At 72.0% G+C, this 14,265-nt stretch carries 13 protein-coding genes; 5 read left to right on the forward strand and 8 right to left on the reverse strand.

The features are described 5' to 3' along the window. Nucleotides 1–96: 96 nt before the first annotated feature. From ABZ646_RS23940 to ABZ646_RS23960, 5 genes are read right to left on the reverse strand one after another with little or no spacing between them, the layout of a single operon-like run. A complete protein-coding gene (locus tag ABZ646_RS23940) occupies nucleotides 97–981 on the reverse strand; it encodes a glycosyltransferase (protein ID WP_360522392.1) in 885 nt (294 codons plus the stop codon). Continuing rightward, the gene (locus ABZ646_RS23945; RefSeq protein ID WP_132887271.1) at nucleotides 978–1,721 is read right to left on the reverse strand and encodes a CDP-alcohol phosphatidyltransferase family protein; all 744 of its coding nucleotides are present in this window, start codon (nucleotides 1,719–1,721) and stop codon (nucleotides 978–980) included. The genes ABZ646_RS23940 and ABZ646_RS23945 overlap by 4 nt, the downstream gene beginning before the upstream one ends. Nucleotides 1,722–1,734: 13 nt before the next feature. Then, nucleotides 1,735–2,796, reverse strand: coding sequence for an iron-containing alcohol dehydrogenase family protein (locus ABZ646_RS23950; protein WP_360522395.1), 1,062 nt, complete (start codon nucleotides 2,794–2,796; stop codon nucleotides 1,735–1,737). After that, nucleotides 2,784–3,536, reverse strand: a complete 753-nt coding sequence (locus ABZ646_RS23955) for a phosphocholine cytidylyltransferase family protein (RefSeq protein ID WP_360522398.1) — start codon at nucleotides 3,534–3,536, stop codon at nucleotides 2,784–2,786. The genes ABZ646_RS23950 and ABZ646_RS23955 overlap by 13 nt, the downstream gene beginning before the upstream one ends. Next, the gene (locus ABZ646_RS23960) at nucleotides 3,533–5,299 is read right to left on the reverse strand and encodes a DUF5941 domain-containing protein (RefSeq protein ID WP_360522401.1); all 1,767 of its coding nucleotides are present in this window, start codon (nucleotides 5,297–5,299) and stop codon (nucleotides 3,533–3,535) included. The genes ABZ646_RS23955 and ABZ646_RS23960 overlap by 4 nt, the downstream gene beginning before the upstream one ends. A gap of 441 nt (nucleotides 5,300–5,740) precedes the next feature. On the opposite strand from ABZ646_RS23960, the gene ABZ646_RS23965 reads away from it, so the two are divergent. After that, nucleotides 5,741–6,682, forward strand: a complete 942-nt coding sequence (locus tag ABZ646_RS23965) for a cation diffusion facilitator family transporter (protein ID WP_360522404.1) — start codon at nucleotides 5,741–5,743, stop codon at nucleotides 6,680–6,682. Nucleotides 6,683–6,907: 225 nt separating this feature from the next. After that, entirely contained in the window at nucleotides 6,908–7,501 is a 594-nt protein-coding gene (gene idi / locus ABZ646_RS23970; RefSeq protein WP_360522407.1) for an isopentenyl-diphosphate Delta-isomerase, read from the forward strand. A 21-nt stretch (nucleotides 7,502–7,522) separates the two neighbouring features. Here the strand turns inward: idi and ABZ646_RS23975 are convergent, their stop codons facing one another. Then, a complete protein-coding gene (locus ABZ646_RS23975) occupies nucleotides 7,523–8,014 on the reverse strand; it encodes an ATP-binding protein (protein ID WP_360522425.1) in 492 nt (163 codons plus the stop codon). A 244-nt stretch (nucleotides 8,015–8,258) separates the two neighbouring features. Between ABZ646_RS23975 and ABZ646_RS23980 the strand changes: the two genes are divergently transcribed. Beyond that, the gene (locus ABZ646_RS23980) at nucleotides 8,259–9,014 is read left to right on the forward strand and encodes an enoyl-CoA hydratase/isomerase family protein (RefSeq protein WP_360522410.1); all 756 of its coding nucleotides are present in this window, start codon (nucleotides 8,259–8,261) and stop codon (nucleotides 9,012–9,014) included. Here the strand turns inward: ABZ646_RS23980 and ABZ646_RS23985 are convergent. Continuing rightward, nucleotides 8,986–9,636, reverse strand: a complete 651-nt coding sequence (locus ABZ646_RS23985; protein ID WP_360522413.1) for a DJ-1/PfpI family protein — start codon at nucleotides 9,634–9,636, stop codon at nucleotides 8,986–8,988. The two genes, ABZ646_RS23980 and ABZ646_RS23985, sit on opposite strands and share 29 nt — an antisense overlap. A gap of 7 nt (nucleotides 9,637–9,643) precedes the next feature. Next, nucleotides 9,644–10,612: a DJ-1/PfpI family protein gene (locus ABZ646_RS23990; protein ID WP_360522416.1), complete on the reverse strand. Its 969-nt coding sequence runs from the start codon at nucleotides 10,610–10,612 to the stop codon at nucleotides 9,644–9,646. 113 nt (nucleotides 10,613–10,725) lie between these two features. Between ABZ646_RS23990 and ABZ646_RS23995 the strand changes: the two genes are divergently transcribed. Together ABZ646_RS23995 and ABZ646_RS24000 are read left to right on the forward strand one after the other, a co-directional pair. After that, nucleotides 10,726–11,595, forward strand: coding sequence for a hypothetical protein (locus ABZ646_RS23995; RefSeq protein ID WP_360522419.1), 870 nt, complete (start codon nucleotides 10,726–10,728; stop codon nucleotides 11,593–11,595). Between the two features lie 140 nt (nucleotides 11,596–11,735). Continuing rightward, nucleotides 11,736–14,132: a Tex family protein gene (locus tag ABZ646_RS24000; RefSeq protein ID WP_360522422.1), complete on the forward strand. Its 2,397-nt coding sequence runs from the start codon at nucleotides 11,736–11,738 to the stop codon at nucleotides 14,130–14,132. The last annotated feature ends 133 nt before the right edge of the window (nucleotides 14,133–14,265 follow it).

Genomic DNA, 14,265 nt, shown 5'->3' on the forward strand with positions numbered 1-14,265 from the left:
GAAGGTGTCCGGATCGCCTTCCGGCGTGACGTCAACGCCACCCCGCCCAGCTGGCCCCGAGGGGGCGGCCGACCAGGCCGCACACCTCCGAGCTTGTCAGATCACCGGGGGGCGGCCCAGTCGCGTGAGCTTCCACACGGTCCGCCAGCGCATGGGGCGGCGGGGTCCGCAGGGAGTGGTCCAGCCCTCCCGGAAGCCGGCGAACCAGGCGTGCAGGGCCGGGCGGGACGGGCGGCGCAGCAGGGTCAGCAGCAGCCACACCCCGAGGTAGACGGGGACCAGCGGCGCGGGCAGGTTGCGGCGGGCCAGCCACACCCGGTTGCGGGCGACCATCCGGTGGTAGACCGCGTGCCGGGAGGGGGCGGTCGTCGGGTGGAACAGCACCATGTCCGAGCGGTAGTCGATCATCCAGCCGGCGTCCAGGGCGCGCCAGGCCAGGTCGGTCTCCTCATGGGCGTAGAAGAACTCGTCCGGCAGGCCGCCGACCTCGGCGAGGACCTGGGTACGGACGGCGTTGGCACCGCCGAGGAAGGTGGTGACCCGGGAGGAGCGCATGGGGTCGGAGGCCCGCAGCCGCGGCACGTGCCGGCGCTGGGTCTCCCCGGTGTCCGGGTCGGCGATGCGGAAGCTGATGATGCCGAGCTTCGGGTCGGTGGCGAAGGCCTGTCGGCACAGCTCGGCGGTGTCGTGCTCGGGGAGCAGGCCGTCGTCGTCGAGGAAGAGCAATATGTCGACATCGCGGCCGCTGGGGCCGAAGGCTTCTATGCCGACGTTGCGTCCGCCGGGGATGCCGAGGTTCTCGGGCAGCTCCAGGGTGCGGACCCCCTCGGGGACGTCCGGGACGGGCGAGCCGTTGCCGACGACGACCACCTCGACCCGCTCGCCGTTCTGCTTGGCGATCGAGTCGAGGAGGGCGCGCAGTTCGTCGGGGCGGTTGCCCATCGTGATGACGACCGCGCCGACCTTCATCCCGGCGCTCACCGCAGCCTGCTCGACGCGAGGACGGACACCAGGTGCAACAGGGTCTGCAGCACCGCGATGCCGGCCAGCACGGCAGTGCCGAGGCGGGTCCAGAACAGGTCGCCGTGGAAGTGGTCGGCGACGGCGAGCAGCAGGATCAGCAGCGAGGCCTCGATGCCGAGGATCAACCGGTGGAACTTGAACGCGGCGGCGGCCCGGCGGGCCAGCGCCATCCCGGAGGAGCGCATCTCGGCGGCGGCCTCCTTGACCACCGGCAGCCCGGCCTGGTGCCGGGCGACTCCGACGAGGTCGGTCTCCGCCTTGATGAGGATCGCGCCGAGCGCGCCCAGCGTGCCGAGGAAGGCCCACAGCCAGTCGATACGGCCGCTGCCGAACAGGTCGGCGGCGCGCAGCCCGAGTCCGACCAGGACGGCCGCGTCGGTCAGGTACGCCCCCACCCGGTCGAGGTAGACCCCGCCGAGCGAGTACTGCTGCTTCCAGCGCGCGACCTCGCCGTCGACGCAGTCGAGGAGCAGGTACATCTGGACGCACACCACGCCGAGCACGGCGCCCCAGACGCCCGGCACCAGCAGGGCCGGGCACGCGAGGACGCCGAAGACGGTCATCAGGTACGTGAGCTGGTTGGGTGTGACCCTGGTGTTCACCAGGTAGCGGTCCACCCGCAGGGACACCTCACGCATGTAGAGGCGTCCCATCCAGTGCTCACCGCTGCGCCGGTCCTTGACCCCAGCGGGGTGCACGACCGGACGGAGTTCAGCTACCGATGGCCTTGACATAGTCGACGTAGAAGTCCTTGATCTGGTGGGTCTTGAGGTCGAGGTGTTCGAGGATGGTGTAACGGCCGGGCCTGGTCTCCGGAGCGAACTCCACGGCCCGGACGAACTCGTCCACGGTGAAGCCGATCTCCTCCGGCAGCACCGGCAGTCCGTGCCGGCGCAGCACTTCGGCCATGTACACGGACTGCTCGTGGGCTCCGCGCAGGTACATCGCGAAGGCCGCGCCGAGCCCGCACTGCTCGCCATGGCTTGCGGCACGCCTCGGGAACAGCAGGTCGAAGGCGTGGTTGATCTCGTGGCAGGCGCCGGAGGAGGGGCGGGAGTCGCCCGACACCGACATGGCGATCCCGCTGAGCACCAGCGCCTCGGCGAGCACCTGGAGGAAGTCGTTCTCCCCGATGCCGCCGGGGTGGCGGAGCACCGCCTCGCCGGCCTGCCGGGCCATGGCGGCCGCCAGCCCGTCGATCTTCTCGCCGTTGACGCGGTGGGACAGCTCCCAGTCCGCGATCGCCGAGATGTTGGAGACGGCGTCGCCGATGCCGGAACGCACGAAACGCGCCGGGGCCTCCCGGATGACGTCGAGGTCGATGACGACCGCGATCGGGTTCGGCACGCCGTAGGAGCCGCGGCCCGCGTCGTTGTCGAGGGTGGCGACCGGCGAGCACAGGCCGTCGTGCGCGAGGTTCGTCGGCACGGCGACCAGCGGCAGGCCGACCCGTGCCGCGGCGAACTTGGCGCAGTCGATGATCTTGCCGCCGCCGAGGCCGACGACCGCGTCGTAGCGGCCGGCCTTGATGTCGCCGGCCAGCCGGACGGCGTCGTCCAGGGTGCCGCCGCCCACCTCGTACCAGGTGGCGCCGGGCAGGCTCGGCGAGATGCGCTCGCGCAGCTTCGTGCCGGAACCGCCGCTGACGGCGACGGCGAGCCGCCCGGAGTGCGAGATGCGCTCGTCGGCGAGCACGCCGGCGAGGTCGTCGAGGGCACCCGGGCGGATGTCCACGACGACCGGCGAGGGGATCAGCCGGGTCAGTACTGGCACGCGATCTCCCGTCCCCGGGCGAGATCCTCGTGGTTGTCGATCTCGACCCACCGGACGTCGCCGATCGGCGCGACGTCGATCCGGAAGCCGCGGTTGACCAGCTCCTGGTAGCCGTGCTCGTAGAACTGCTGGGGGTCGGTCTCCCAGACCGTCTTCAGCGCGTCGGCGAGCTCGGGTGCCGCGTCGCCCTCGATGAGGGTGACGCCGATGTACTCGCCGGTGGCCTCGGCCGGGTCCATCAGCTTGGTGATCTTCGTCATGCCCCGCTCGGCGTCGACGACGACCTTCATCTCCTCGTCCGCGAGGGACTTCACGGTGTCGAGGGCGAGGATGATCCGCTTGCCGTCGCCGCGGGCGGCGAGCAGCGTCTTCTCGACGGAGACCGGGTGCACGGTGTCGCCGTTGGCGAGGATCACGCCGTCCTTGAGGGCGTCACGGCCGCACCACAGGGAGTAGGCGTTGTTCCACTCCTCGGCCTTGTCGTTGTCGATGAGGGTGAGTTCGAGGCCGTACTTGGCCTCCAGGGCCGCCTTGCGCTCGTAGACGGCCTCCTTGCGGTAGCCGACGATGATCGCGACCTCGGTCAGGCCGATCTCGGCGAAGTTGCCGAGGGTCAGGTCGAGCACCGTGATCGAGTCCTCTATGCCCGCGGGCCCCACCGGCACCAGCGCCTTGGGCAGGCTGTCGGTGTAGGGGCGCAGACGCCGTCCGGCGCCGGCCGCCAGCACGAGGCCGATCATGCGGGTTCTCCTTCATCGTGTACGGCGGGCGCGCCGCCCTTGTGAGCGGACACCCAGAAGCGGATGCTCTCGACGACCACCAGCAGGGCCACGGCCACGGCGAGGACCGTGAGCGCGACCTTGAACTGCGCGGCGGTGAGCACCGCGGCAAGCACGGTGACCGCCAGCGTTCGCCCTTCCTGCCCCCCGATGGCGCGTACCAGCCAGGCCGGCGGCGCCCCGGCGTCGCCGCGGATGCGGTACACCGTGTCGTAGTGATGGTAGGCGACGGCGGCCACCAGGCCGAAAGCCGCCGGAAGGGCTCCGTTCACCCCGGCTTTGCCTGCGAGGACGAGGACGGTGCCGTATTCGGCGGCGCGGAAGAGGGGCGGGACCAGCCAGTCGAGGGCGCCCTTGAGGGGGCGGGCGAGGGCCTGGCCGGAGGTGAGGGCGTAGACGAGGGCGCCCACGACCGGGGCCCAGGTGACGCCGGAGAAGAGGCAGACGGCGAGGACGGCGGCGCCGCCCAGCGCCACCAGGAGCGGGGGGCCGAAGGGGCGGCGGCCCGCGAGCCGGGCGAGCGGGCCGTTGTCCGCCAGGTCCGCCAGCGCCTGCGCCGCCCGGTCGGTCCGCCTGGCCTTCCGCGTCAGCGACCGCAGCACCCGCCCGGCCGTGGTGTACGTCGCCGCGAGGGCGCAGCCGGCCAGCAGCACGTAGAAGGTGATCCGCGGGGTCGTGGCCGCCGTCAGGACGGCTATGAGTGCCCACCGTTCGCCGATGGGCAGGACTATCATCCGGCGCACCCAGACCGTCCAGCCGACGCTGTCGAGCCTGTCGGAGAGGGCGGCGGTGGGACTGGTGTTGGCGGTGGCGTCGTGGTTGGCCTCGTTGAAGGAGAAGTCGACCACGTGCCGGCAGGTCTGCAGGATCATCGCGCCGAGGGCCAGGGCCCATACGTCGTCGCCGCCGCGGGCCGCGCCCAGCGCGAGGCCGGCGTAGTAGGCGTACTCCTTGGCCCGGTCGAAGGTGGCGTCGAGCCAGGCGCCGAGCGTGGAGTACTGCAGGGAGTAGCGGGCGAGCTGGCCGTCGGTGCAGTCCAGCACGAAGGAGGCGATGAGCAGGACGCCCGCCGCCACGAACCCGGCCCGGGTGCCGGTGGCCGCGCAGCTCGCCGCGATCAGGGCGGTGAGCAGGGAGGCGGTGGTGACCTGGTTGGGGGTCAGTCCCCGACGTGCGCACCAGCGGGCGAGGTAGCGGGAGTACGGGCTGATGAAGAAGGTGGTGAAGAAGCCGTCGCGGGACTTCACGGCCGACTTCAGGCGTACGGCCTCGTCGTCGACGGCGGCGACGGCCTGCCGTGCCTCGTTGCGGGCCTGCGGGTCGGCGGGGACGGCGGCGACCAGGCTGCCCAGTACCGGGCGGTGGACGTCGGCGTCCAGGGCGGTGACGAGGCCGTCGACGGCGAGCACGGTGCCGCCGCCCGCCGAGGCCTCACGTGACAGCGCCCGGGTGAGGGCCTGACGGGCGGCGGGCTGGGCGGTGACAGCACCGGGGATCGCGGCGAGCGGGAAGCGCGGGTCGGTGAGACCGAGGCGCAGGGCGTGCGGGTGGCCGACGAAGCGGGCGTCGACCACCGCCACCCGCCGGTCGGCGGGCACGGTCGCGAGGACGGCCTCGGCGTCGGCGGCGTCGGCGGCCGGGCGCACCTCGAAGCCGAGTGCCCGTAGATCGCTCTCCAGTGACGATCCGGGGACCGGCTGACCGGTGACGATGGCGGTCGACAACCGAACTCACTCCCTGGGTGCGGCGCGCGGGCGCCTGCTGCGTGATGGGGCACGGTGTGGCTGGTGGCCCCCGGACGGCATTCGGCAGAGGTTAGCGGATGGTGAGGATTCCTTGTTCACCGGCCGTTCACGGCCCGGACGGCCCGCACCGGCCCGGCCTTTGCCGAGATCATCATCCGTGATCCGGGCCCCGGGCCACAAACCGCGCTCGCAGACCGGGCATTGGCGACATAGAGACTGGACGGACGATCACCGCCGACGATCACCGCGGACCGACCGCCCGGGATGCACACCCCCTCACGTCAGGTAACTGAGGGTGCCCTGACCTGGGATTCGTTTCCGCAGGTCAGGGCACATGACAACGGTGTTCACTGCCGCGTTGCCGGATACCCCCCACCCGTAGTTCACTGTCATCCGGGCCCAACACAGGAGGCGGATCCCATGGGGGCAGGGCACGACCACGGCCACACGCACAGCCACGCGCCGCCCACCGGCACGGCCGCGGCGGCGTACCGCGGGCGGCTCCGGGTCGCGCTCGCCATCACCCTCGGAGTGATGGTGGTCGAGATCTTCGGCGGTCTGGTGGCCGACTCGCTCGCGCTGATCGCGGACGCGGCGCACATGGCGACCGACGCACTGGGCCTCGGCATGGCCCTGCTGGCGATCCACTTCGCCAACCGCCCGGCGACTACCAACCGTACCTTCGGCCTGGCCCGCGCGGAGATCCTTGCCGCCCTGGCCAACTGCCTGCTGCTGCTCGGTGTGGGCAGCTATGTGCTCTACGAGGCGGTCCAGCGGTTCCTGACGCCCGCGGACACGCACGGCGGCCAGATGATCGTGTTCGGTCTGATCGGCCTGGTCGCCAACATGATCTCGCTCACGCTGCTGGTGCGCGGCCAGTCGGAGAGCCTGAACGTGCGCGGCGCCTTCCTGGAGGTGGCGGCCGACGCGCTGGGCTCGCTCGCGGTGCTGATCTCGGCCGCGGTGATCCTGACCACCGGCTGGCAGGCGGCCGACCCGATCGCCTCGCTGGTCATCGGCGTGATGATCGTGCCGAGGACCCTGAAGCTGCTGCGCGAGACGCTGGACGTCCTGCTGGAGTCCGCCCCGAAGGACGTGGACATGGCGGAGGTGCGGTCGCACATCCTGGCCCTCGACGGGGTGGAGGACGTCCACGACCTGCACGCCTGGACGATCACCTCGGGCATGCCGGTCCTGTCGGCGCACGTGGTCGTCCGCTCGGACGTACTGAACGCCATCGGCCACGAGAAGATGCTGCACGAACTGCAGGGCTGCCTCGGCCATCACTTCGACGTGGAGCACTGCACCTTCCAGCTGGAACCGAGCGGACACGCGGAGCACGAGGCCCGGCTCTGCCACTGACGCCACTGGCGGCGATTGCGGAACCTGCCAGTCCGGACCCCCCGGGGTCCTGGTGTTCGAGGCGTCCCCGAACAGGTACCCCGTGGGGCCCGCAGGGTTCCCGTTCGTACGCTTAGGGCACGATCAACAACCGGGCCCCCTTCCGGCGTGCCCGCACGGGAAGTGTCGGAAGTGTCGGTTTCGTACGGCAGACTTGGGGTGCCAGGACCGAGGCGAAGGATGGGTATGCCGATCACACCTGCCACCGCGACGCACAGCACGTCGCAAGGCACCGCGGACGCGATTTTGCTGGAACTCGTCGACGAGAAGGGTGTGACCATCGGCACCGCGGAGAAGCTGGCCGCGCACCAGCCGCCCGGACAGCTGCACCGGGCGTTCTCCGTCTTCCTCTTCGACGAGCACGGCAGGCTGCTGCTCCAGCAGCGGGCGCTGGGCAAGTACCACTCCCCCGGCGTGTGGTCCAACACCTGCTGCGGCCACCCCTATCCCGGTGAGGCGCCCTTCGCGGCGGCGGCCCGCCGCACCTTCGAGGAGCTGGGCGTCTCCCCGTCGCTGCTCGCCGAGGCGGGCACGGTCCGCTACAACCACCCGGACCCGGCCTCCGGCCTGGTCGAGCAGGAGTTCAACCACCTGTTCGTCGGGATGGTCCAGGCGCCGCTCACGCCGGACCCCGAGGAGGTCGAGGCGACCGCCTTCGTGACGGCCGCCGAGCTGGCCGAGCGGCACGCCGAGGAGCCCTTCTCCGCCTGGTTCATGACCGTGCTGGACGCGGCACGTCCGGCGGTCAGGGAGCTGACGGGCGCGTCCGCGGGCTGGTGAGAGGCCTCACCCGGCCCCTCGTCACGACAGCATCGCGGGTTTGAGCGGCAGGGCGGCCCAGATCACCTTGCCGCCGCTCGACGTGTGCTCCACGTCCACGACCCCGCCCGCCTCCCGGGCGACCTCCCGGACCAGCAGCAGCCCCCGGCCGCCGGTCTGGCCGTGGTCGGCCTCCAGGGCGGTCGGGCGGTAGGGGTGGCTGTCCTCCACCGACACCCGCACCCACTCGGCGCCGACGGCGACCTCGACGGCCAGCACCGGCGACAGCACCGCCGCGTGCTTGACCGCGTTGGTGACCAGTTCGGAGACGATCAGCAACAGTCCGTACACCAGGTCCTCCGCGACGGGGACGCCCTGGCGCCGGAGCAGGTCCCGTACGGCGCGGCGCGCCTGCGGGACGGAGGCGTCCACGGCTGCGGCCGTGAACCGCCAGACGCCTTCGTACGGCAGCGGATCCGGCGGCTCGCCGCCCGCCTCTGGACGCGGGTCGTGCCCGCGCCCGTGGTTCTCCATCGTCCGGTCGCCACCCTCGCGCTCGATTGTCACCACACGTCGAGTGTTGGTAACGACCCGCTCCCCTCCGGATGACTGAACACAAGTCAGCAACTATCGAACGGATCTGACCGTTGGCGTATGACAACGTCAGTTGTGGGACCGCTTGCTGACCCGCCAAAAGCCGACTTCGCGAACTATTAGGGTTGTACTGCAACCCCTGGCGCGTGGGGAACCGCGCGACGCGTGGATACCATCCCGCACTATGGAGCCCCGCCTCACCCACCGGGTCGAAGAAGCCGTTGCCACCGTAGTGATACGCAACGCGGCCAAACGCAACGCGATGACCGCGGCGATGTGGCGGACCCTCCCGTCCCTGCTCGGGGAACTCGCCGCCGACCCCACCGTGCGGGCGCTGGTCCTCACCGGCGAAGGCGCCACCTTCTGCGCCGGCGCCGACATCTCCACCCTCCAGGGCTCCGCCACCGAGGCCCAGACCCTCGCCGCCGCCGCCGAGGAGGCGCTCGCCGCGTTCCCCAAGCCGACCCTCGCCGCCATCCGCGGCCACTGCGTCGGCGGCGGCGCGCAGCTCGCCGCCGCCTGCGACCTGCGGTTCGCCGAGGAGGGCGCGCTGTTCGGGGTGACACCGGCCAGACTCGGCATCGTCTACCCGGCCACCGCCACCCGCCGTCTGGTGTCCCTCGTCGGCCCGGCCACCACCAAGTACCTGCTCTTCTCGGGCGAGCTCGTCGGCACCGAGCGGGCACTGCGCACCGGCCTGCTGGACGAGGTGCTGCCGGAGGGCGAACTGGACAAGCGGGTCGCCGAGTTCACCAGGGTCCTGGTCGCCCGCTCCCAGCTGACGCAGGCCGCCGCGAAGGAGTTCGCGAACGGCCGCACGGACCGCGACGCCCACTGGGCGGAGCAGGCCCGCGGCAGCGGCGACACCGCGGAGGGTGTCGCCGCGTTCCTGGAGCGCCGCCCGCCGCGGTTCACGTGGTCGTTTCCCCGCCGAGGATGAACCGGCTCCTCGAACGGAGCAGCGCCACGACCTCGGCGGGCGCCTTCTGCGGGGACCCGGCGTCGTAGGGCGGCTGCGGGTCGTACTCGATCCCGAGCTGTACGGCCTGGGCGACGGCGTCCCCGGAGATCCGGCCGACCAGGGTGAGCCCCATGTCGACACCGGAGGAGACACCGGCCGCGGTGACGTACTTGCCGTCCGTCACCACCCGCTCCCCCGTCGGCTCGGCGCCGAACCTCCGCAGTTCCTCGAGTGCCAACCAGTGCGAGGTGGCGCGGCGTCCTTCGAGCAGGCCCGCGGCGGCGAGCAGCAGGGAGCCGGTGCACACGGACGTCGTCCAGGTGCTGGTGGCGTCGGCCGTCCGGATCCAGTCGAGGAGGGTCTCGTTCGCCATCTGCGGGGTCTGTCCCGGGCCGCCCGGGACGACCACGACGTCCGGCGCCGGGACGTCTCGCAGGGTCCGGTCGGCGGTGAGGGCGAGGCTCCCGTTGTCGCTGCGGACGGGGCCGGTCCGGTCGGCGACGAAGACCACCTCGGAGTCCGGGAGCCGGCCCAGGGTCTCGTAGGGTCCTACGGCGTCGAGGGCGGTGAAGCGGTCGAAGAGGACGATCGCGATCTGCATGGCACTCCTATCGGGGTTCGACGGCCGCGGGGCGGAACCTGCGCCGGTACTCGGCGGGGGTCGTGCCGAGGGCCCTGAGAAAGGCGCGCCGCATCGCCTCGGGCGTGCCGTAGCCGCTGGCACGGGAGACCTCCTCGACGCCGTCGCCGGTGTCCTCCAGGAGCCGACGGGCGTGTTCCAGCCGGACCCGGTCGACGTACCGGCCGGGTGTCGTGCCGGTCTCGGCCTGGAAGGCGCGGGCGAAGTGGCGGGGCGAGAGCGCGGCGCGGGCCGCCAGGGCCGCGACGCTCAGGTCGCCGGCCGGATGCTCCGTAACCCACTGCTGCACCTCCCGCAGCGGTTCGCGCTGTGCGGTCTGCGCGGCGAGCTGGGCGCTGAACTGGGCCTGGTTGCCGGGTCTGCGCAGGAACACCACCAGGTGCCGGGCGACGGTCAGCGCCACCTCCCTGCCGAGGTCCTCCTCGACCAGGGCGAGCGCCAGGTCGATGCCGGAGGTGACACCGGCCGAGGTGGCGACGTGGCCGTCACGGACGTAGATGGGATCGGGATCGACGTCGACGGCGGGATGGTCGCGGGCCAGCTTGTCGCAGTACGCCCAGTGGGTGGTCGCCCGGTGTCCGTCCAGGAGCCCGGCCGCGGCGAGCAGGATCGCGCCGGTGCACACGGAGACGAGCCGCCGCGCACGCGGTCCGTGCGCCCGCAGCCACGCCACCAGCTCCGGGTCGCGGCGCCTGGTCCCCTGCCCACCGGGCACGAGCAGCGTGTGCGGGCCGGGCGCCTCCTCGGCCAGCGCCCCGTCCGGTACGACGGTGAGCCCGCTGGAGGTGCGGACGGGTGCGCCGGTGAGGGAGGCCGTACGGACGCGGTAGCTGCCCGGGGTGTGCGTCTCGGCGCCCGTGAAGACCTCGACGGGGCCGGTGACGTCGAGGCCCAGGACGCCGTCGAAGAGGAGGACGAGGACGGTTCGCTGCGCCATGCCGTCGATTCTTGGGGCCGCCGGTCATGGCCGCAATGACGAGTTCCCCACCTTTCCTGCCACGGCGGTCCGAGCCCTGGAGTCCGTACCGACCAGTCAGTAACGTACTCGCCATGACTACCGCCGTCCTGGAGCCGCGCGCCGGCCGCCGCTGCCACACCCTGCTCAACTCCCTGCACGCGACGCACTTCTTCAGCCCCGAGCTGGCCGAGGAGCTGGCCGCGCTCGGGGTCAACCATCCGCGGGCCGTCAACTTCGCTGTGCGCGCCGCCGCGTTGGGACCGGTCGGGGCCGGGACGGTGACGGCCACGTTCTACAACTACAAGCACGAGCTGGTGGCCCGGCATGTGCCGGCCGTCTGGGAGGCCGCCTCCCCGCACGACGTCCTCGCCGCACGCGCGCGTGCCGTCGACGCGTCGATGCGGAGGCTGCTCGGTGCGGACGCGGTGGTCTGCGACGCGATGGCCGAGGCGGCGGAGCTGGCGCTGCGGGCCACCGAGGCGTGCTCCCGCCCGGGGCGGCCGCTGTACTCGGCCCACGCGGACCTGCCGGTGCCCGGGGAGCCGCACCTCGCCTACTGGTACGCGACGACGCTGCTGCGTGAGCACCGCGGCGACGGGCACATCGCGACGCTGGTCGCGGCCGGTCTCGACGGTCTCGAGGCGGTGGTCACGCACACCGCGACCGGCAAGGGCATGCAGGCGAAGTGGGTGTTCGCCACGCGCGGCTGGAGCCGGGACGACTGGGGCGCGGCTGAGGAACGGCTTCGGGAGCGCGGGCTGCTGGACGCGGCGGGCGAGCTGACCGCGGCGGGGGTGGCCCTGCGGGCGGAGATCGAGGCGGAGACGGACCTGCTCGACCGGGCGCCGTACGAGCACCTGGGGGCGGACGGGGTGGCCCGGCTGACCGAGCTGGCGCACGGGTTCGCCTCGGCGGCCGTGGCGGCGGGCGCCTTTCCGGCGGATCTGATCGGCAAGGGGTGATCACGGAGGGCTGGGTCAAGCGCTGCCGGGGCCCGGCCGCGGCGGGCGGGAACACGACGGAATGGCGCCCTGGAGCCCGGTTGTCGGTGTCACCTGCCACAATTGCGGCGCAACCTCAGTGGAGAAGGCGGTACGGGATCGTGACGACACCCGGGTCCCTGGTTCCAGGGTCCATCGAAGGCAGGATCGCCGAGGAACTCGGCGTACGGGAGCGGCAGGTCAAGGCTGCCGTGGAGCTGCTCGACGGCGGTTCGACGGTGCCCTTCATCGCCCGTTACCGCAAGGAAGCGACCGAGATGCTCGACGACGCGCAGCTGCGCACGATCGAGGAGCGGCTGCGCTACCTGCGGGAGCTGGAGGAGCGGCGCACCGCAATCCTGGAGTCGGTGCGGGAGCAGGGCAAGCTCACCGCCGGGCTGGAGGCGCAGATCCGGGGCGCCGAGACCAAGGCGCGGCTGGAGGACATCTACCTGCCGTACAAGCCGAAGCGGCGGACCAAGGCGCAGATCGCGCGGGAGGCCGGTCTTGAGCCGCTGGCCGAGGGGCTGCTCGGCGACCCGACCGTGGAACCGCTCGCCGCGGCCGCCACGTTCGTGGACGCCGACAAGGGCGTCGCCGATCCCCAGGCCGCCCTGGAGGGGGCCCGCGCGATCCTCACCGAGCGGTTCTCGGAGGACGCCGACCTGATCGGCGAGCTGCGCGAACGCATGTGGGTGCGCGGCCGGCTCGCCGCGAAGGTGCGGGACGGCAAGGAGGAGACGGGCGCGAAGTTCGCCGACTACTTCGACTTCTCCGAGCCGTTCACCGACCTGCCCTCGCACCGGATCCTCGCGATGCTGCGCGGCGAGAAGGAGGACGTCCTCGACCTCGTCCTGGAGCCGGAGGAGCCGACCGAGGGGCCGTCCTCGTTCGAGGGGATCGTCGCCCACAGGTTCGGGATCGCCGACCGGGGGCGGCCCGGTGACAAGTGGCTGTCGGACACGGTCCGCTGGGCCTGGCGGACCCGGATCCTCGTCCACCTCGGCATCGACCTGCGGCTGCGGCTGCGTACGGCCGCCGAGGACGAGGCGGTCGACGTGTTCGCGGCGAACCTGCGCGACCTGCTGCTGGCCGCCCCGGCGGGTACCCGCGCGACGCTGGGTCTGGACCCCGGTTTCCGCACGGGCGTGAAGGTCGCCGTGGTCGACGCCACCGGCAAGGTCGTCGCCACCGACGTCATCTACCCGCACGTCCCGGCCAACAAGTGGGACGAGGCGATCGCCAAGCTCGCCCGGCTCGCCAAGGAGCACGCGGTCGAGCTGGTCGCGATCGGCAACGGCACGGCGTCCCGTGAGACCGACAAGCTCGCCGGTGAACTCATCACCCGGCACCCGGAGCTGGAGCTCACCAAGGTGATGGTGTCGGAGGCGGGGGCGTCCGTGTACTCGGCGTCGGCGTTCGCCTCGCAGGAGCTGCCCGACATGGACGTGTCGCTGCGCGGCGCGGTCTCCATCGCGCGCCGACTCCAGGACCCGCTCGCCGAGCTGGTGAAGATCGACCCCAAGTCGATCGGCGTCGGCCAGTACCAGCACGACCTGTCCGAGGTGAAGCTGTCGCGCTCACTGGACGCGGTGGTCGAGGACTGTGTCAACGGTGTCGGTGTGGACGTCAACACCGCCTCCGCGCCGCTGCTCGCGCGGGTCTCCGGCATCACCTCCGGGCTCGCCGAGAACATCGTGACCCACCGGGACGCCAACGGCCCGTTCACCTCCCGCTCGCAGCTGAAGAACGTGGCCCGGCTCGGCCCCAAGGCCTACGAGCAGTGCGCGGGCTTCCTGCGCATCCGCGGCGGCGACGACCCGCTGGACGCGTCGAGCGTGCACCCGGAGGCGTACCCCGTCGTACGGCGCATGGTGAAGACGTCCGGCCAGGAGGTGGCCGCGCTCATCGGCAACACGGGTGTGCTGCGCTCGCTGCGGCCGACGGACTTCGTGGACGACACGTTCGGTCTGCCGACGGTCTCCGACATCCTCAAGGAGCTGGAGAAGCCCGGGCGTGACCCGCGCCCGGCCTTCAAGACGGCCACCTTCAAGGAAGGCGTCGAGAAGATCTCCGACCTGGCCTCCGGGATGATCCTGGAAGGGGTCGTCACGAACGTGGCGGCGTTCGGCGCGTTCGTCGACGTCGGTGTGCACCAGGACGGTCTGGTGCATGTCTCGGCGATGTCCAAGACGTTCGTCAAGGACCCGCGGGACGTGGTGAAGCCGGGTGACATCGTCAAGGTGAAGGTTCTCGACGTGGACATCCCGCGCAAGCGGATCTCGCTGACGCTGCGTCTTGAGGACGAGGCGGCGCCGGCCGCCGGTGGTGAACGCCGGCAGCAGCGGGGCGGCGGCGCGCGTCCGCCGCAGCAGCGCCAGCAGCAGCGCCAGGGGGGCGGCTCCCGTCAGGGCGGCGGACCCCGGCAGGGGGCGGCGGCCCCGGCTCCGGCGAACAGCGCGATGGCCGACGCACTGCGCCGCGCGGGCCTGCTGAACCCGAAGAACGGCAAGCGGTGACGACTCCGTCGGGAGCCGTGGGCCGGTGAGGTCGGGGGCGAGGGGAACTGCGGGACGGCTGTGGCCGATCGAGGACCTCACCATACCTCCGACATGACGACCGGTCCCGCGATGACCCGCGAGGAGGCCAAGC

This window comes from Streptomyces sp. NPDC007162 (assembly GCF_040634175.1).
Classification (GTDB): Bacteria; Actinomycetota; Actinomycetes; order Streptomycetales; family Streptomycetaceae; genus Streptomyces.

Excerpts from the sequence above, each read along its gene's own strand:
- ABZ646_RS23990 (WP_360522416.1), bottom strand. The coding sequence starts at position 10,612 with ATGGCGCAGCGAACCGTCCTCGTCCTCCTCTTCGACGGCGTCCTGGGC.
- ABZ646_RS23985 (WP_360522413.1), bottom strand. The coding sequence starts at position 9,636 with ATGCAGATCGCGATCGTCCTCTTCGACCGCTTCACCGCCCTCGACGCC.
- ABZ646_RS23955 (WP_360522398.1), bottom strand. The coding sequence starts at position 3,536 with ATGATCGGCCTCGTGCTGGCGGCCGGCGCCGGACGGCGTCTGCGCCCC.
- ABZ646_RS23980 (WP_360522410.1), top strand. The coding sequence starts at position 8,259 with ATGGAGCCCCGCCTCACCCACCGGGTCGAAGAAGCCGTTGCCACCGTA.
- ABZ646_RS23995 (WP_360522419.1), top strand. The coding sequence starts at position 10,726 with ATGACTACCGCCGTCCTGGAGCCGCGCGCCGGCCGCCGCTGCCACACC.
- idi (WP_360522407.1), top strand. The coding sequence starts at position 6,908 with ATGCCGATCACACCTGCCACCGCGACGCACAGCACGTCGCAAGGCACC.
- ABZ646_RS23965 (WP_360522404.1), top strand. The coding sequence starts at position 5,741 with ATGGGGGCAGGGCACGACCACGGCCACACGCACAGCCACGCGCCGCCC.
- ABZ646_RS23975 (WP_360522425.1), bottom strand. The coding sequence starts at position 8,014 with ATGGAGAACCACGGGCGCGGGCACGACCCGCGTCCAGAGGCGGGCGGC.